Here is a 16,678-nt window from a genome sequence, read left to right as displayed (position 1 = left end):
TCCTACTAATAACTTTGGTGAGTTATAGGACGGCTATTTAGCCAAAATATAATTTGACCACCGCTCTTAAAGCGGCAGTTGTTTTTCCGAAAAAGCCATGTTAGCGCATGGCTTTTTTCGTTATCACTATTCTAACACATTTTATTCGTTTTGCATTTTTTTCTGATTTTCTTTGCTATAATAATTGACGAATACAACCAAGAGTTTTGAGGGCGTTGGTCGTTTTTCTGTAAAGGAAGTGATGTCTATGACATTATTCTTAAGGAAAGGAGACCGTCTGCTATTTAATGTCCGACAAAGTTTTCAAACTTTTAAAGGCATTGCATGGCCAAGCCGATGCTTGGGTAAAATTAGCCTGGCAAATGAATCCAAACGATCCGTTTGTCGCTATTTTATTCTTGCTCGACACTTGTCTAGCAATTTGGCTGACTTTACATCAGCCAAAAAAATAGCCGTCCTACTTTATAACTTTGGCGAGTTATAGGACGACTATTTAGTTAACCTATCATCTGACCACCGCTCTTAAAGCGGCAGTTGTTTTTCCGAAAGAGCCATGTTAGCGCATGTCTTTTTTCGTTACCATTATTCTACCACAATTTAATTGTTTTGCACTTTTAAACAAACTTTTTTGCTATAATTAAACAAAAGATGAATAAAGCTAAAGGGCGGTGGCTGTTTTACTCCGAGGAGATGATTGCCTATGGAAACATGGAACAAATTCTTGAAAGGATTAGCAGCCTATGAGTGTGGCAGATGCGTTAACGCTGATGTTCACATTCGGTATGTTTATTCTGGCGCTGTTATCGTATATCGATCAGCACCACCGAAAATAATTGTACTAAAAAAGCCGTCCTACACTTTAGCGAGTTATGCGACGACTTTCTTAGTTTAACGTAATTACGCCACCGCCTTTTACGCGGGACATCTTTTTAGAGGTAAGCTCCAACTTACCTCTTTTTTCTTTATATCAATATTCTACCACAATTTATTCGTTTTACACTTTTTTCTGGTTTTCTTTGTTATAATAATTGACGAATACAACCAAGAGTTTTGAGGGCGTGGTCGTTTTTCTGTAAAGGAAGTGGTGTCTATGACATTATTCTTAAGGAAAGGAGACTGTCTGCTATTTAATGTCCGACAAAGTTTTCGAACTTTTAAAGGCATTGCATGGCCAAGCCGATGCTTGGGTAAAATTAGCCTGGCAAATGAATCCAAACGATCCGTTTGTCACTGCTTTATCCTTGCTCGACACTTGTCTAGCAATTTGGCTGACTTTACATCAGCCAAAAAAATAGCCGTCCCATCAATAACTTTGATCGAGTTATGGGATAGCTATTTAGTCAACCTATAATTTGACCACCGCTCTTAAAGCGGCAGTTGTTTTTCCGAAAGAGCCATGTTAGCGCATGGCTTTTTTCGTTATCATTATTCTACCACAATTTAATTGTTTTGCACTTTTAAACAAACTTTTTTGCTATAATTAAACAAAAGATGAATAAAGCTAAAGGGCGGTGGCTGTTTTACTCCGAGGAGATGATTGCCTATGGAAACATGGAACAAATTCTTGAAAGGATTAGCAGCCTATGAGTGTGGCAGATGCGTTAACGCTAATGTTCACATTCGGTATGTTTATTTTGGCACTGTTGTCGTATATCGATCAGCATCACCACAAATAATTGTACTTAAAAAGCCGTCCGATACTTTAGCGAGTTACACGACGACTTTTTAGTCAAAATGTAAGTTGCCACCGCCTTTTACGCGGGACATCTTTTTAGAGGTAAGTTACAGCTTACCTCTTTTTCTTTATATCAACATTCTAACACAATTTATTCATTTTGCACTTTTAAACAAATATTTTTGCTATAATTAAATAAAAGATGAATAAAGCTAAGGGGCGGTGGCTGTTTTATTCCGAGGAGATGATTGCCTATGGAAACATGGAACAAACTCTTGAAAGGATTAGCAGCCTATGAGTGTGGCAGATGCGTTAATGCTGATGTTCACATTCGGTATGTTTATTTTGGCGCTGTTGTCGTATATCGATCAGCACCACCGAAAATAATTGTACTAAAAAAGCCGTCCGATACTTTAGCGAGTTACACGACGACTTTTTAGTCAAAATGTAAGTTGCCACCGCCTTTTAAGCGGGACATCTTTTTAGAGGTAAGCTACAATACAACTTACCTCTTTTTTCTTTATATCAATATTCTAACACAATTTATTTGTTTTGCACTTTTTTATGGTTTTCTTTACTCGATTCCTGACTTGCAACTTGACTAATCATAGGAAAAATAACCGTCCAATAACTTTGGACAGTTATAGGACGGTTATTTAGCCAAAACATATTTAACTACCGCTATTAAAGCGGCAGTTGTTTTTTGAAAAAGATGAATAAGCTAAAAACGGCGGCTCTTTTATTCCAAGGAGATGTTTGTTTATGAAGAACATAGAACAAACTATTGAAAGATCTAACAGCTAGTGAGTAACTTAAACGCATTAACGCTAATATTTACATTCAGTACGTTTACTTTAAGCATTGGTTACGGTATCGCCATTATCAACAAAAAGTCATTCTATAATTCAGCTAGTTATACAACAACTTTTTTGTTTAACGTGATCATGCCACCGCCTTTTATGCAAAACATCTTAATATAATTAATTTTAGCATAAGTATACAAAATCGCAATCTATTTGTTTGCTAAGCTACCGGGATACTATATTTGAACCGTGATTTTTATGTTATATGAGGCTTATAGCAAAAAAGCCACACTTCCATTCAGGAACGTGCAGCTTTTGAGTTAAAACATTTGTTTAATTAGCTTAATTATTTTACCCAAGTTGTACAAAATCAGCTGGCTGCTCTGGAGCAGTTTCAGCATTATCAAACACACTGTTAACAGTCCGTTCAATATACGCAGCAGATTGTGGGTGCTGATACAGGTCAACTCCATTCTTTTGGAAAGCATCGGCCTCAGCGATCTTATTCATCGCTGCCCTGACCGCTTCTGGTGCTAAATTGCTGGCCGCATTAGGTAAGGACAAGTTAACCTTTTTGTTATTACTGTTCAAGAATACCAATTGTAGTGTTTTGCTAGTTGTAGTCATGATTTTTACTCCTATCATAAATCTTAAATTAAACTGCTGTGGCGGATAATGGGACAGAATGTTTTTGGATTAATGTTGCTGAGCCGAGCTCGTCTTCCTGCAATTCAGACAATGCTTGACCAACTGTTGCTAATCCAGCTGCACTAACACCGGGTTTAACGTTCTTAAAGATGCGTGACTTAGTACCTTCTTGGCCGTATCTCTCATTTAAAAAAGTGTATTGGATTGATTGATCTAATAATTCAAAATTCATTGTAATTTACCTTTCTTAGTAAGAATTGTTTGCTTTTTGTAATCGGCTGGCGCGCTCAGTTGTCTTACACTATTACTAACGAATTGAACTGGCAAAGTGTATCACTTTAATTAAAATAATTTTTTAAGTAAGAAAATAGCCGTCCGTATCAAGGTATGGACGACTATTTAATTTCTAAATGAATTTTTAAAGCAATTATCCTTAGGACTTACGCACTGGGATTCGCTGCGCCAACTGAGCAAATTGTTGAATCGACAATTGCTCTGGTCGCACCTTGGGTTCTAGGCCTAATTCGGCAAATACCTGTGCGCGCTCAGTAGCTACTGGAAGTAACGGCTTTAGATTATTATTCAAGGTTTTACGCCTTTGGGCAAAACACATTTTAACCACCCAATTAAAATGCTCTGCATCCCCAATAGCTGGTTTATCCACAAGCGGTGTTAAAACCACCACACTTGAGTCAACTTGCGGTCTGGGAATAAAGGAGCTACTTTTGACTGATAAGGCAATTTCAACCTGCATCTGTGTTTGAACCGCAATCGTTAATGGCCCATAGGCCTTAGTACCTGGCTTAGCACACAAGCGTTCTGCCACTTCTTTTTGCATCATTAAGGTTAAACTAACAAACTTTAGCTTAGCTTTATTCAAAAAGAAAATAATTGGTGTAGTAATGTAATATGGTAGATTTGCAACTACTTTAATTGGTTTTGTTAAATCGAAGAAATCTCCCAAGTCTGCTGCAAAATCAGCTTGCAAGATATCCTTCATCATTAATTCAAAGCGCTCAGCAATTGGCTGACCATTAACCTCTTTGGGCAATTCATTTTGCAAGATTTCAGGTAAGTTATCATCGACCTCATAAGCAAAAACTTTGGCACCAGCCATCAGTAGTTGCTCTGTTAACGACCCAATGCCTGGTCCAATCTCAATTACTTGGTCATCAGGCTGAATGTCTGCCGCTTCAACAATTCCCTTGATTGCAGTTAAATCGACCAAGAAATTTTGTCCTAGACTTTTCTTAGCCCGCATAAAATAACGGTTAATAATTGCCTGCGTTCTCACTGGCGAACCAATTGGTATTTCATTACTCATTTTTAATCTCCTCAATTGCCTGCTTGAGTTCTGCCAAAGTAATCCCAAAGGTTTGCAAACGTTTGTAGAATTGTTTGGCATTACCATAACCAATTCGCAATTTAACCCCCACTTGTTCACGCAGCTTACGTGAGTTGGCACCACTAGCCAAACCTAGCCGAGCATAATCTTCGCGAGTTAGATCACTAGGAGTAACTTTAGCTTCATGCAAATCCCTCAGTGCTTTAGTTAGAACTTCTTTAGACGCATGCTCAACTCCCAAAGAATTTCCCCGCTTTTGTGGTACTCCTTCTTTGCGAGTAATAAAGGCTTGCTTAGCAGAAGGCACTGCTTGAGTAACAATTCGGCGAATTCGTTCACCATTTAAATCGGGATCAGTAAAGACGATGATTTCACGTTTTGGCGCTAACGCCTTTAATTCCGTTAAGACTTCCTCAGGTACATCAGAGCCATTGGTCTCAATCGTTTCAATTCCCGGAAAAAATTGCTTCAACCTAATCGTGTCATCCTTGCCTTCAACAACCACCACTGCATTAAAATGTTTTTTAATTAAGCCCATAAACTCTCTCTGTATTCATATAAGTTGCCTGAGCAACTTCCGCTAAAGGTAAATCCTTTATTTCAGCAATCGCGCGTGCCACATAGTAAACGTTGGCTGGTTCATTTTGCTTGCCGCGATATGGCTTGGGCGTTAAATATGGTGCATCTGTTTCTACCAATAGTCGATCAAGCGGCGTCTGTTTTACCGCTTCATGAACTTCCACAGCTTTTGTAAAGGAAGCCACACCTGAATAAGAAAAATAAACATTTAAATCTAAGAACTTATTCAGCCACTCTACATTGCCATTGAAGCTATGTAAAACTGCTCCATATTCAAGATTGCTGCGACGTAAAATCTCATAACAATCGTTAAAAGCATCACGCGTATGAATATCTACCGGTAATTTTAACTCATGTGCAAGTTCAACCTGCCTTGCAAAGACTTTTCTTTGTTGCTCGCGGGGACTTTCATCCCAATAATAATCTAAACCAATCTCGCCTAAAGCTACTACACCAGGAATTTGCAGCTGTTCAATCAGCTGATCTTCTGCCTGTTGATCGTAGTCTTTAGCAACATCTGGACAGTAACCGACCATTGCATAAACGTTATCAAATCGCTGACTTAAATCAATTGCTCGTCGATTAAAATCTGGATCCTGACCAACACAGATTAGCCGAGTAACACCCAATTTTTGTGCCCGTTCAAGATAAAATTCTTCTTGACCGCGAAACGGTTCATCCTGCAAATGTGTATGATTATCAATCAGTTCCATTAAGCTAACTCGGCCCCAACTTCATGTTCATCGCCAACTAGTGCTAGCTTAACTTGACCGTCTTTTTCACTTGATAAGAGCATACCTTGGCTAATGTGACCAAGCATCTTACGCGGCTTCAAATTAGTAACAGCTAACACTTTACGGTTCAGTAGTTCACTGGCATCAGGATAATATTTGCGAATGCCACTTAAGATTTGTCGTTCCTCGCCATCACCAAAATCGAGTTGGAATTGCAGTAACTTATTTGAACCTTTAACTGGTTCAACTGCCAAAATCTTCCCCACTCTAATCTTCACTTTATCAAAATCATCAATCGTAATTTCCGGATCATGACTTTGTTTTTGACTGCGACTTTGCTTTTTCGGCTTAGCCTTAGTCATTTCAGCCTTAATATACTTAACTTCTTCTTCAGGTTTTAATCGTGGATAAATCGGTGTTGGCTTGTCTGTTACCTGGACATTCCAAGCAAAATTGCCAAAAGCTAACACTTTTTGTTCAGCATTATTCCAATCTAAGCCTAATTGCTTGAACATCTCAACTGGTGTTCTCGTCATAATCGGCGCAATTAATAGTGCAACTAACCGTAAACTCTCGGCTAAGTTGGACATTACTCGTGACAACTCTTGCGTCTTGCCAGCTTTATTTAGCGACCACGGCATCGTTTCATCAATGTACTTGTTAGCCCGACCAATAAACTTCCAGATAACATCAATTGCTTGCGTAAAGTAGAGTTTATCCATATTCTTTTGGTATTCAGCAATCGTTTCGCCAGCGGCATCAGCTAGTGCTTGTCCCAATTTGTCTTGTTCTTGGGCAATTGGAGCGACATGTCCTGCTTCATACTGATTAATCATTGAAACTGTTCGATTAAGTAAGTTGCCTAGGTCATTAGCCAAGTCAAAGTTGACCCGCTCAACGAAGTCTTCTGGAGTAAAGACCCCATCCGAACCAAATGGCAAAGCCCGCATTAAATAGTACCGCAAGGCATCAACACCATAACGACTGGTAATTGATTCCGGATAAACCGCATTACCTTTTGATTTCGACATTTTGCCGTCTTTCATCAAGACCCAGCCATGACCAATCACGTGTTTTGGCAATGGCAAATCAAGTGCCATTAACATAATTGGCCAATAAATTGTGTGAAAACGTACAATTTCTTTACCAACTAAATGAACATCAGCTGGCCAATATTTTTTGAATAATGAGTCATCATCTGAGCCATATCCTAGGGCAGTAATATAGTTAGATAAAGCATCAATCCAGACATAAACCACATGCTTAGGATCGCTTGGTACAGGAATTCCCCAAGACACAGTAGTCCTGGTAACTGATAGATCCTCAAGTCCAGGTTTAATAAAGTTATTGACCATTTCTTTTTCACGAGAATGCGGCAAAATAAATTCGGGATGATCTTGGTAATATTGGTAAAGACGATCGGCATACTTGCTCATCTTGAAGAAATATGACGGTTCCTTAACTAATTGCACCTCATGACCTGACGGGGCCTTGCCACCAATTACATTGCCAGCATCATCTTTATAAACTTCTGCTAGTTGTGATTCAGTAAAATATTCTTCGTCTTCTACTGAGTACCAACCAGTATATTCACCTAAATAAATATCGCCTTGCTTTAGTAAACGCTCAAAGATTTTTTGGACACCTTTGACATGTTCTTCATCAGTCGTCCGGATAAACTTATCATAAGAAATATCCAGACTTTCCCACAATGTCTTATAGGTTTTAACCATGTTATCCACAAATTCTTGCGGCTTAACACCTTGCTTTTCAGCCTTTTGTTCAATCTTGAGACCATGTTCATCTGTCCCAGTCAAAAAGAAGGTATCGTAGCCCTGACTCCGTTTATAACGAGCAATTACATCAGCAGCAATTGTTGTATAAGCATTACCAATTGTCAATCGGCCAGACGGATAATAAATTGGGGTTGTTACATAAAAAGTTTTTTGCTCAGCCATATTTGTCTCCTTAAGAAATTTTGGTTTTTCATTCCATTATACTACACTAAAAAAGCAGCAGAACTGGATTATTAACTTTTTGAGTAGCTTTTCACTCAATAAATAGTTGATCAAGTTAGCGTAAAGTATTTGTGGGGAAAATAAAAAATAGAAGATTACCTTCTGCTAAAATGTAGTTTGAACAAGATTACATTCAGAGAGGTTTTCTTCTATATGATTAGTTTACTACAAGACTTACAACTTTTGTTAGATAATTTGACTGCTAATACTAATAAGCTGCTTGGTAACCAGCTTACTTTTGATGATTTGTTAGAAGCTTTTATGCAAGAATTACGCCATTGGGGCTTAAACCTAATTGGGACTTATCTTGAGCAGCTCGATGATAATTATAAGCAGTTACCCAGTCGTAAACAGAAATATATCGTTAAAGCTACGCGAACTTGTATTAAGCAAACTCTGTATGGTCAGCTTAGCTTTAAGCGTACTTATTACCAAGATAAGAAGTCTAAGCAATATTTCTTTTGGTTAGATCGGGCATTATCCTTTGAAAAATATGGCCGCATGACTCTAGGCTTTAAGGCAGCTGTCTTAGAAAATGTGGCTAAGTATCATTATCAAGCAGCCATTGACATGCTTAAGTACAGTGAAATTCATTCTAAAACCACAGTCATGAATATTGTGCATCGTGAGGGACAGCTATTGCCTAATCAGCCAGATCAGGTCCAACCGCGCGATAAGCAAATTGTTTATTTAGAAGCTGATGAAGACCACGTGGCCTTTCAAGATGGCAGTAATCATTTTATGAAGCTGGTTTATGTCCATGAAGGTTATGATGAAAGGCAGAAGCGGCATCATTTAATCAATCCGAAGTATTTTACCGGTACTTATCCTGGAGTAGCCAATGAACAACTCTGGGACGAAGTCCTATGTTATTTAGAAGCTAATTATCCACAGGCTAAACAAGTTTATCTGGCTGGCGATGGCGCACCATGGATTAAAGCTGGAGCTAAATATTTACCTAACTGCAAATTTGTCTTGGATCGCTTTCACTTGTTAAAGTATTGTCACAAAGCAACCGTTAATACTAAAGCCAGTGCAGCTTATCGGTTATATCATTGGGCTTTAACAGGTCAGCAGGATAAAGTAGCGTTATACTTTAAAACCCGTTTTAGTGATCCAGAATTAACCAGAACACAAATAGAGGCGCTAAAGCAGGCAAAGACCTATCTATTAGGTAATTGGCAGGCAATCTTAAATACCCAAGCTCCAGCCTATCAGCGCTGCACGGCTGAAGGACATATTAGTCATTATTTGTCAGAACGCCTAAGCTCAAGACCAATGGGCTGGAGTAAAAAGGGCGCTGAAGGTGTAGCTAGGAGTATTATCTTCCAGTTAAATGGTGGCGATATTACTCATTATTTGCTTAAAAAGCAAAAAGAAACAGCTAAAGCGCAAAGAATTATGCAAGTAGATCAGCGGTTTAAAGCCAAAGCAGAGACTTATTATGATGAATTTCAAGTAGAATTTGGGGAAACGGCCAAAGCCCATTACTGGAATCAGGGAATTATCAATGGTGGACAATTAATTGAGCTGCCAGAACAAATAATTTAAAAAAGCAAAAACTACGAAAAGCAGCAGGTAAAGGCTAAAAGTTTATTACCCACAAAAAGTTGACACTAACGTTGATCAAAATAACTTTGAATTTTAATTTTACTTTCGGTAAACTAACAATAGAAGTTGCTAAGATGGTGGCTGTTTTAATCAGAAAGGTCGTGGTGCCTATGTACCTAAATCTTCATGAAAGGAACAGTAAGTATTCTAATAAATACTTTTTTCGCAATTGGTGCGGCAATTATTTTTGGCTTTTATTTGTTGACTGAGATTACCAATTCAATGACCGAATTAGTAATAACAGCGGACAAATTGCTAAGAGCAATTGCTGAACTGATTGAAGTAATTAAGAAATTAATTGCAAAGAAATAACCATCTTGCTTTGGAAGGCGATGGTTTTATTTCTTAAATAAAATTGTTGTCAGTCACCATCTTTGATGGCTTCTTAGAAGAGAGTTATGCGACAACATAACTCTCTTTTCATTTACATGATAACACATTTTTCATGACAAATTAAACTTAAAAATTTTTGGCTTTTATTTATTAACTGCGATCATAAATTCAATGACTGAATTTATAACATCAGCGGACAAATTGCTAAACTGATTGAAGTAATTAAGAAATTAATTGCAAAGAAATAACCATCTTGCTTTGACAGGCGATGGTTTATTTCTCTAAATAATTATAAGGTAGCCACCATCTTTGATGGCTTCTTAAAAGAAAGTTATGTTAGAGCATATCTCTCCATTTTTGTTTTATCACGATTCACTAAAGAAATAAAAAATTATTTTTCATTCGCTACTTTTTATTCCCATTCAATCGTTGATGGCGGCTTACTCGTCACATCGTAAACTACGCGGTTGATGTTCGGAACTTCATCGACTATGCGCGTTGAGATTTTTTGCAAAACATCCCAAGGTAAATGCGCAAAATCCGCGGTCATTCCATCAACCGAAGTAACTGCACGAATCCCAATCGTATAATCGTATGTTCGACCATCACCCATGACGCCAACTGACTTAATGCCTGGCAGCACTGTGAAGTATTGCCAGACTTCTTGCTCCAAGCCCGCCTTTTTAATTTCATCTCGCAAAACCGCATCACTATCGCGGACAATTTTTAATTTATCCTCCGTAACCTCGCCCAAGACACGAATTCCTAGGCCTGGTCCTGGAAATGGCTGCCGCCAAACTAAATCATGCGGTATACCCAACTTTTCACCTAATTCACGAACCTCATCTTTAAATAACTTGCGCAATGGCTCGATCAATTTAAAATGCATGTCTTCTGGCAAACCACCCACATTATGATGGGATTTAATCGTCTGTGCAGTGTTAGTCCCGCTTTCAATCACATCAGTATACAGCGTGCCTTGTGCTAAGAAGTCAACTTCCTGCATTTTTTGTGCTTCTTGGTTAAAGACTTCAATAAATTCATTACCGATAATTTTCCGCTTTTGTTCAGGATCAGTTACCCCTTTTAACTTAGTCAAAAAACGTTCTTGAGCATTCACACGGATAATGTTCACTCCTAAATCTTGGTTCAAAGCCGCCATGACTTCGTCGCCTTCATTTTTGCGCAGCATTCCGTGATCAACAAAAATAGCAGTTAGTTGGTCGCCAATCGCTTTGTGGAGCAGCGTTGCAGTCACACTCGAATCAACTCCGCCCGACAAACCTAAGATGACTTTTTTATCCCCAACTTCGGATCTAATCTGTTCAACTTGCATTTCGATAAAATCGTCCATTGTCCAGTTGGCCTTAGCCTGACAAACTTTAAACGCAAAGTTGCGCAGAATATCTAAGCCATACTGCGTGTTGCGCACTTCAGCGTGAAATTGAATTCCGTAAAATTGCTCAGCATCATTAGCAATAGCAGCAATTGGGCAGTTTTTGCTCGAAGCCACCGTCTTAAAGCCCACTGGTGCTTCGGTTACCAAGTCGCCATGACTCATCCAGACAAATTCCTTGGCAGGCAGATTATCAAACAAAATCGAATTAGGGTCTTCCACCTGAATATCCGCACGACCATATTCGGAATTAGCTGCTTTTTCAACCTTGCCATCCAAATAATGCGACATTAGTTGCATTCCGTAACAAATTCCTAAAATAGGAATTCCTAATTTAAAGATTGTTGGATCGACATTAAGAGCACCTTTATCATAGATACTGTTAGGACCACCAGAAAAAATAATCCCTTTAGGATTAATTTGTTTGATCTTTTCCATGCTAATATCATGCGGTAAAAGTTCAGAATAAATACCAAAATCGCGCAAACGGCGCGTAATTAGTTGATTATATTGACTGCCAAAGTCCAGCACGATTATTTCATCAAAATCTGCCATTGCTTTTTTCACGCTACACACCTTTTTCACTTTTTAAACAACATTATCTAAATTAATTCAACTGTACTAAGAATTAAGCTAGCGGTCAACCTTTTTTTAATTCAACAACAGATTTTGACGAATTATATCTTATAAGTTGTCCCAATAATTCGTTTTTTTTGAAAATTTTATTCTTGCACAAGTTCATCTGCTTTGTTAGAATGCGTTCATCAAGTAAATATTGATCTGTATATTGTCGTAATCAGGGCGGCAGTTTCTACTCAGAACCGTAAATTCTGAACTATGGGTCAAGCAGCAATTTGGGCAGTTGAGCTAACTGCTTTAAGGGCTTCTTTGACCGTTTTTAGGTGAAAGAAGCCCTTATTTTTTTCAAGGAGGAAATTGTGAAGTTATTAGAAGAGCGCATTCGGCGTGATGGTGAAGTTTTACCCGGTAATGTCCTAAAAATCAATTCATTTTTAAATCATCAGGTTGATCCCGAACTAATGATGGCAGTCGGACAAGAATTCGCCCGCCTTTTTCAAGATAGCGGCATTACCAAAGTCTTAACTTGCGAAGCATCTGGGATTGCTCCCGGCATAATGGCCGCTTTTGAACTCCGCGTGCCCATGGTCTTTGCCCGCAAAAAGAAGCCGTCCACTCTCAATGACGCTGTCTACTGGGCAGATGTTTTCTCCTATACCAAAAAAGTAACTAACAAGATTTGTGTTGAACAAAAATTCCTCAATAAAGATGACAATCTGCTAATTGTTGACGACTTTTTAGCTCATGGTGAAGCTGTCAAAGGGCTAATTAGTGTAGCCGAGCAGGCTCATACCAATGTTGCCGGAGTAGGCGTTGTAGTTGCGAAAAATTTCCAAGGTGGCAGCGACTGGGTCAAAGACCATGGTTATCGGCTGGAAGCCCTCGCTAACATTACTAACTTTACAGACGGCAAAGTAGTATTTGCGGGTGAAGCATAATGGCGCAAACAGAAGTCAGCCACCAAAAAGCCGCCGTTTTAGGATTACAACACCTATTGGCCATGTATTCTGGAGCCGTGGCTGTTCCTTTATTAATCGGTACTGCCCTCAAGTTCTCTGCCAGCCAAATGACTTATCTAGTTTCGATCGATATTTTCATGTGTGGCTTGGCGACACTTTTGCAGTTACTGACTAACAAGTTCTTTGGCATTGGTTTTCCGGTAATCTTGGGCTGTGCGATCCAAGCTGTAGCCCCCTTGCAGATGATTGGTCAAAAGTTCTCCATCAATGACATGTATGGCGCAATTATTGTGGCGGGGATTTTCGTAGTGCTAATCGCGGGAATTTTTGCTAAAATCAAACGCTTCTTTCCACCTGTGGTAACCGGAACGCTAATTACTACTATTGGCTTAACGCTAATTCCAGTTGCGATCGAGAATATGGGTGGCGGCAACGCTAGTGCTAAAGACTTCGGGAGTGGCCAAAATTTGCTATTAGCCTTTGTGACTATGATTATTATTCTAGCATTTGAAATCTGGGCTAAAGGCTTTTTGCAATCAATCTCCGTCCTAATCGGTCTGATCGCCGGTACCATCATTGCCGCCTGCATGGGCTTAGTATCTTTTGAACCTGTCTTTGATGCTTCATGGTTTCACTTACCGCAATTGTTCTACTTTGGCGTGCCCAAATTCGAGTGGTCATCAAGTATAACCATGATTATTATTGCGCTAGTTTCTATGGTTGAATCAACTGGTGTTTTCTTTGCTACTGGAGATTTAATACACCATAATCTAACCGAAACTGATCTCAAAAAGGGTTACCGCGCAGAAGGCCTTGCCCAAATCTTTGGCGGCTTATTTAATGCCTTTCCTTACACCACCTTTTCACAAAATGTTGGTCTGCTGCAACTGTCTGGAATTAAAACCAAACGTCCAATTTATTGGGCTGCAGGTCTACTGATGACAATGGGCCTCTTACCTAAAATCGGTGCGCTAGTTACGATTATCCCGACTGCAGTTTTAGGTGGCGCAATGATTGTAATGTTTACTATGATTGCTGTACAAGGAATGAAGACCTTAACTAAAGTTGACTTGAGTAATAATAACAACGTATTAATTATTGCCATTTCGATTGGACTTGGCTTAGGAGTAACCATTTATCCACAGCTTTTCCAAAACTTACCTGATACAGTGCAACTTTTTCTGTCTAACGGGATTGTGATTACTAGTCTGTCGGCTACAATTCTAAATGTTTTGCTCAATCATCAGACAACTTCAAATTAATCACAAAGCAACTTCAAACCGAAGTTGCTTTTTTTCAATACTTGGCAATTTTAGTTTGCTAGTTAGTGCCTTTTTTTAATACAATAGTAGATAAAGCAAAAAGAGAGGTAAAATTTATGAAACAAACAGAATGTACCACAATTTTAGTTGGTAAAAATGCTTCAATTGACGGTTCAACCATGATTGCCAGAAGCGAAGATGGCGGTCGAACAATTATTCCAGAGAGCTTTGAAGTAGTAACACCTGAAAAGCAACCCAAGCATTATGAAAGTGTGATTAGCCACCAAAAGATCGATGACGAAGATCTTTTAGCTAATCCACTGCGTTACACTAGTGCGCCAGACGTTTCTGGAGAGAGCGGAATCTGGGCAGCAGCTGGGATTAATTCTGACAATGTTGCTATGACCGCTACTGAAACCATCACTACTAATTCCCGCATTCAAGGCATTGATCCACTAACTACTGAAGGCGGTCTTGGCGAAGAAGACTTCGTTACCTTGACCTTACCATACCTGCACTGTGCCCACGATGGTGTTAAACGCGTTGGTTATTTATTAGAAAAATACGGCACCTATGAAATGAACGGCATGGCTTTTGCTGACAACGACGAAGTCTGGTACCTTGAAACTATTGGCGGACATCATTGGATTGCTCGCCGCATTCCAGATGATGCTTATGTTGTTGCACCCAACCGTTTAAATATCGACGAATTTCACTTTGGTCAAGACGGTTACGAAGCAGACAGCGGCTTAGAAGGTTTAATTGCCAAATATCAACTAAATCCTGACCGTGAAGGTTACAACATGCGTCATATTTTTGGGAGTTCAACCATTAAGGACGCTCACTATAACAACCCGCGTGCTTGGTTTGTTCACAATTATTTTGATCCAAACTTTGGTAGTGAGCCAAGTGACCAAGAACAACCATTTATTTGCCATGCTAATCGTAAAATTAGTATCGAAGATATTGAATGGATTGAGAGTTCACACTACCAAGACACTCCTTATGATGTATATGGTTCAGAAGGGACTGAAGCCCAGAAGAAGGCCTTTCGTCCAATCGGTTTAAACCGTAATTTTGAAACCCATATTTTGCAAGTCAGAAATAACGTTCCTAGTGAAGTTGCAGGCGTACAGTGGTTAGCCTTTGGTCCAAATACATTCAATTGTATGGTGCCATTTTACACTAATGTAGAAACTACCCCAGCTTGTTTCCAAACTGGCCCTAAGTTTGACTTAAAACAAATCTTTTGGCTGAATAAATTGACTGCCCAACTTGGTGATACCAACTTTAAGGTCTATGGCGAATTAGAAAATGATTTTGAACAAAAATCACAGGCACAATGCCATATGGTGCAACATCAGACTGATGAGAAGGCAGCTACGTTAACTGGTAAAGAATTGCAAGCTGCATTAACTGCAGCTAACGAGCAAATGGCCAACCAAGTCTACAATAATACTGTCGAGCTACTCGGCAATATGGTTGACGAAGGTCACGGCTTAATGACACTGAAATACGATTTACTCGATTAATTAATGATAAAAATAAAGCCGCTCAGATTAATTTCTGAGTGACTTTTTTAATGCGAAAAATAACTTTTTAGATGTATTATCGTTAACGACTTCATTATAACTAAAAAAGCTCGTTACTAAGATCGTTTTAAATATTTATTTCCATCTTTATAAATTCGTTTCTCATTTATTTTCATTTTTTTGATAATATCATCTCCAAGATCACTTTTTAACATTTCAGCAATACCAAGCAAAAAAATTGCAACATCTGCTAACTCTTCGTCAATATTTTCTTTATCATCCTTTTGCCATCCTTGAAAAAGTTCATTTACTTCGCCATACAAGAGTAACAACTCAAATTTTACATCAGTTGTGTTGAAACCATGTGCTCTTTTGTTTTGTAAAACTCTTTTTTGTAGTTTTTGAGTATCAATAATCATTTTTATCCTTTGCTTAACCTTCAAATTAAGACTGTGCATTTTACCGGCTCTTTGTCTAACCCTGCTGATAAAAGTTAGTTTTTTACTTTTCATAGACACTTTGTGTAATTAGACTTATCAAATATTAAATTGACATAAATTCTATCTTTACTTTTTGATTAGTCGCTTGGGCAATCTCACTCAACAACTTCGTGGAAGCATTCATAGAACCACTCTCAATTCGCGCAATTGTAGATTGTGGTTTACCCACTAACTTTGCAAATTCTCTTTGACTTAAGCCAAGACTGTTTCGCAAATCTCTTACTTGTACAGCAACTTCAAGGTTCATATTATCCTGAACTGCTTCTTTGGCAAATTCAGAATCGCGCATACTTCGTTCACACGCATACTCATCAATTTTACTCATTATTTTTACCTCTTCCAAAATCATTTCTTCTATTCTTAGCCTTACTTATTTCCTTAGTAGATGTTTTTTGATCCTTTTTAGTAAAGCCATGCGTTATAACATAATGATTATTTTCAAAATGAAAATAAATTGCTCTTTGAATGTTCGAGGAATATTGGCTACGAATTTCAAACAAATTACTTTCTAATTTCTTAACCCATTTTTGACGGCTAGCTATTGTAACCCATAAAATTCAATATTATTAATCATTACATACAACTTAGCCGCTTCTTTAGCTGGCAAACCGTCTAAAAATGATTTGAATTCTTGCCAATCATAGTAATCAAATTCAATTTTCTTCATAGACATATGATAGCATGCTTGCTATCATATGGCAAAA

18 protein-coding genes, 2 pseudogenes and 1 riboswitch are annotated in these 16,678 nt (G+C 38.5%); of the genes and pseudogenes, 10 read left to right on the top strand and 10 right to left on the bottom strand.

Annotated elements, in window-relative coordinates:
- Positions 1-287 precede the first annotated feature (287 nt).
- The 5 genes from OZX59_RS07735 (at position 288) to OZX59_RS07715 (ending at position 2,062) form a co-directional block, all read left to right on the top strand.
- Positions 288-452, top strand: coding sequence for a hypothetical protein (locus tag OZX59_RS07735; protein ID WP_277125793.1), 165 nt, complete (start codon positions 288-290; stop codon positions 450-452).
- Positions 453-700: 248 nt separating this feature from the next.
- Positions 701-892, top strand: a complete 192-nt coding sequence (locus tag OZX59_RS07730) for a hypothetical protein (RefSeq protein ID WP_277125792.1) — start codon at positions 701-703, stop codon at positions 890-892.
- Between the two features lie 238 nt (positions 893-1,130).
- On the top strand, positions 1,131-1,295 hold the full coding sequence (locus OZX59_RS07725; RefSeq protein ID WP_277125791.1) for a hypothetical protein: 165 nt from the start codon (positions 1,131-1,133) through the stop codon (positions 1,293-1,295).
- Between the two features lie 248 nt (positions 1,296-1,543).
- A complete protein-coding gene (locus OZX59_RS07720) occupies positions 1,544-1,729 on the top strand; it encodes a hypothetical protein (protein ID WP_277125790.1) in 186 nt (61 codons plus the stop codon).
- Between the two features lie 240 nt (positions 1,730-1,969).
- Positions 1,970-2,062, top strand: coding sequence for a putative holin-like toxin (locus OZX59_RS07715; protein ID WP_348636457.1), 93 nt, complete (start codon positions 1,970-1,972; stop codon positions 2,060-2,062).
- Between the two features lie 767 nt (positions 2,063-2,829).
- On the opposite strand, the gene OZX59_RS07710 is transcribed toward OZX59_RS07715, so the two are convergent.
- The 6 genes and pseudogenes from OZX59_RS07710 to metG all read right to left on the bottom strand — a co-directional run.
- On the bottom strand, positions 2,830-3,105 hold the full coding sequence (locus OZX59_RS07710) for a DUF2922 domain-containing protein (protein ID WP_277125789.1): 276 nt from the start codon (positions 3,103-3,105) through the stop codon (positions 2,830-2,832).
- A 28-nt stretch (positions 3,106-3,133) separates the two neighbouring features.
- Positions 3,134-3,358, bottom strand: coding sequence for a DUF1659 domain-containing protein (locus OZX59_RS07705; protein ID WP_277125788.1), 225 nt, complete (start codon positions 3,356-3,358; stop codon positions 3,134-3,136).
- A 201-nt stretch (positions 3,359-3,559) separates the two neighbouring features.
- Positions 3,560-4,450 (bottom strand): 16S rRNA (adenine(1518)-N(6)/adenine(1519)-N(6))-dimethyltransferase RsmA, encoded by an 891-nt coding sequence (gene rsmA, locus OZX59_RS07700; protein ID WP_277125787.1) that lies wholly within the window; start codon positions 4,448-4,450, stop codon positions 3,560-3,562.
- On the bottom strand, positions 4,443-5,009 hold the full coding sequence (rnmV, locus tag OZX59_RS07695) for a ribonuclease M5 (RefSeq protein WP_277125786.1): 567 nt from the start codon (positions 5,007-5,009) through the stop codon (positions 4,443-4,445). The genes rsmA and rnmV overlap by 8 nt, the downstream gene beginning before the upstream one ends.
- Positions 4,996-5,763: a TatD family hydrolase gene (locus tag OZX59_RS07690; protein ID WP_277125785.1), complete on the bottom strand. Its 768-nt coding sequence runs from the start codon at positions 5,761-5,763 to the stop codon at positions 4,996-4,998. Before OZX59_RS07690 ends, rnmV begins: the two co-directional genes overlap by 14 nt.
- Positions 5,763-7,766, bottom strand: a pseudogene (metG, locus tag OZX59_RS07685) (methionine--tRNA ligase); the annotation flags it as partial. The gene OZX59_RS07690 and the pseudogene metG, both read right to left, overlap by 1 nt.
- Before the next feature lie 189 nt (positions 7,767-7,955).
- On the opposite strand from metG, the gene OZX59_RS07680 reads away from it, so the two are divergent.
- Positions 7,956-9,353 carry an ISLre2 family transposase gene (locus OZX59_RS07680; protein WP_277125782.1) on the top strand — a complete coding sequence of 466 codons (1,398 nt, stop codon included), beginning with the start codon at positions 7,956-7,958 and terminating at the stop codon, positions 9,351-9,353.
- Positions 9,354-9,539: 186 nt separating this feature from the next.
- Positions 9,540-9,725, top strand: coding sequence for a hypothetical protein (locus tag OZX59_RS07675; RefSeq protein WP_277125781.1), 186 nt, complete (start codon positions 9,540-9,542; stop codon positions 9,723-9,725).
- 433 nt (positions 9,726-10,158) lie between these two features.
- Here the strand turns inward: OZX59_RS07675 and guaA are convergent, their stop codons facing one another.
- The gene (guaA, locus tag OZX59_RS07670; protein WP_277127009.1) at positions 10,159-11,697 is read right to left on the bottom strand and encodes a glutamine-hydrolyzing GMP synthase; all 1,539 of its coding nucleotides are present in this window, start codon (positions 11,695-11,697) and stop codon (positions 10,159-10,161) included.
- A gap of 205 nt (positions 11,698-11,902) precedes the next feature.
- A riboswitch (purine riboswitch) is annotated at positions 11,903-12,000 on the top strand.
- Positions 12,001-12,080: 80 nt separating this feature from the next.
- Between guaA and OZX59_RS07665 the strand changes: the two genes are divergently transcribed.
- The 3 genes from OZX59_RS07665 (at position 12,081) to OZX59_RS07655 (ending at position 15,474) form a co-directional block, all read left to right on the top strand.
- On the top strand, positions 12,081-12,659 hold the full coding sequence (locus tag OZX59_RS07665; RefSeq protein ID WP_277125780.1) for a xanthine phosphoribosyltransferase: 579 nt from the start codon (positions 12,081-12,083) through the stop codon (positions 12,657-12,659).
- Entirely contained in the window at positions 12,659-13,942 is a 1,284-nt protein-coding gene (locus OZX59_RS07660; protein ID WP_277125778.1) for a nucleobase:cation symporter-2 family protein, read from the top strand. Before OZX59_RS07665 ends, OZX59_RS07660 begins: the two co-directional genes overlap by 1 nt.
- A gap of 116 nt (positions 13,943-14,058) precedes the next feature.
- The gene (locus tag OZX59_RS07655; protein ID WP_277125777.1) at positions 14,059-15,474 is read left to right on the top strand and encodes a C69 family dipeptidase; all 1,416 of its coding nucleotides are present in this window, start codon (positions 14,059-14,061) and stop codon (positions 15,472-15,474) included.
- A gap of 116 nt (positions 15,475-15,590) precedes the next feature.
- Here the strand turns inward: OZX59_RS07655 and OZX59_RS07650 are convergent, their stop codons facing one another.
- From OZX59_RS07650 to OZX59_RS07640, 3 genes and pseudogenes are all read right to left on the bottom strand, one after another.
- Positions 15,591-15,893: a MazG nucleotide pyrophosphohydrolase domain-containing protein gene (locus OZX59_RS07650; protein WP_277127008.1), complete on the bottom strand. Its 303-nt coding sequence runs from the start codon at positions 15,891-15,893 to the stop codon at positions 15,591-15,593.
- Positions 15,894-16,017: 124 nt separating this feature from the next.
- Positions 16,018-16,299: a helix-turn-helix transcriptional regulator gene (locus OZX59_RS07645; RefSeq protein ID WP_277125776.1), complete on the bottom strand. Its 282-nt coding sequence runs from the start codon at positions 16,297-16,299 to the stop codon at positions 16,018-16,020.
- Positions 16,292-16,641: pseudogene (locus OZX59_RS07640) on the bottom strand (type II toxin-antitoxin system RelE/ParE family toxin). The gene OZX59_RS07645 and the pseudogene OZX59_RS07640 overlap by 8 nt, the downstream one beginning before the upstream one ends.
- Positions 16,642-16,678 lie beyond the last annotated feature (37 nt).

This window comes from Lactobacillus sp. ESL0681 (assembly GCF_029392835.1).
GTDB lineage: Bacteria > Bacillota > Bacilli > Lactobacillales > Lactobacillaceae > Lactobacillus.
This window is presented reverse-complemented; position numbering and strand designations above follow the sequence as displayed.

Bases quoted from the DNA above. Each gene is read 5' to 3' on its own strand.
- OZX59_RS07735 (WP_277125793.1), top strand. From the start codon at position 288: ATGTCCGACAAAGTTTTCAAACTTTTAAAGGCATTGCATGGCCAAGCC.
- OZX59_RS07720 (WP_277125790.1), top strand. From the start codon at position 1,544: ATGGAAACATGGAACAAATTCTTGAAAGGATTAGCAGCCTATGAGTGT.
- OZX59_RS07660 (WP_277125778.1), top strand. From the start codon at position 12,659: ATGGCGCAAACAGAAGTCAGCCACCAAAAAGCCGCCGTTTTAGGATTA.
- rnmV (WP_277125786.1), bottom strand. From the start codon at position 5,009: ATGGGCTTAATTAAAAAACATTTTAATGCAGTGGTGGTTGTTGAAGGC.
- OZX59_RS07710 (WP_277125789.1), bottom strand. From the start codon at position 3,105: ATGACTACAACTAGCAAAACACTACAATTGGTATTCTTGAACAGTAAT.
- OZX59_RS07650 (WP_277127008.1), bottom strand. From the start codon at position 15,893: ATGATTATTGATACTCAAAAACTACAAAAAAGAGTTTTACAAAACAAA.
- OZX59_RS07725 (WP_277125791.1), top strand. From the start codon at position 1,131: ATGTCCGACAAAGTTTTCGAACTTTTAAAGGCATTGCATGGCCAAGCC.
- rsmA (WP_277125787.1), bottom strand. From the start codon at position 4,450: ATGAGTAATGAAATACCAATTGGTTCGCCAGTGAGAACGCAGGCAATT.
- OZX59_RS07730 (WP_277125792.1), top strand. From the start codon at position 701: ATGGAAACATGGAACAAATTCTTGAAAGGATTAGCAGCCTATGAGTGT.
- OZX59_RS07715 (WP_348636457.1), top strand. From the start codon at position 1,970: ATGAGTGTGGCAGATGCGTTAATGCTGATGTTCACATTCGGTATGTTT.
- OZX59_RS07690 (WP_277125785.1), bottom strand. From the start codon at position 5,763: ATGGAACTGATTGATAATCATACACATTTGCAGGATGAACCGTTTCGC.
- guaA (WP_277127009.1), bottom strand. From the start codon at position 11,697: ATGGCAGATTTTGATGAAATAATCGTGCTGGACTTTGGCAGTCAATAT.
- OZX59_RS07680 (WP_277125782.1), top strand. From the start codon at position 7,956: ATGATTAGTTTACTACAAGACTTACAACTTTTGTTAGATAATTTGACT.
- OZX59_RS07705 (WP_277125788.1), bottom strand. From the start codon at position 3,358: ATGAATTTTGAATTATTAGATCAATCAATCCAATACACTTTTTTAAAT.
- OZX59_RS07675 (WP_277125781.1), top strand. From the start codon at position 9,540: ATGAAAGGAACAGTAAGTATTCTAATAAATACTTTTTTCGCAATTGGT.
- OZX59_RS07645 (WP_277125776.1), bottom strand. From the start codon at position 16,299: ATGAGTAAAATTGATGAGTATGCGTGTGAACGAAGTATGCGCGATTCT.
- OZX59_RS07655 (WP_277125777.1), top strand. From the start codon at position 14,059: ATGAAACAAACAGAATGTACCACAATTTTAGTTGGTAAAAATGCTTCA.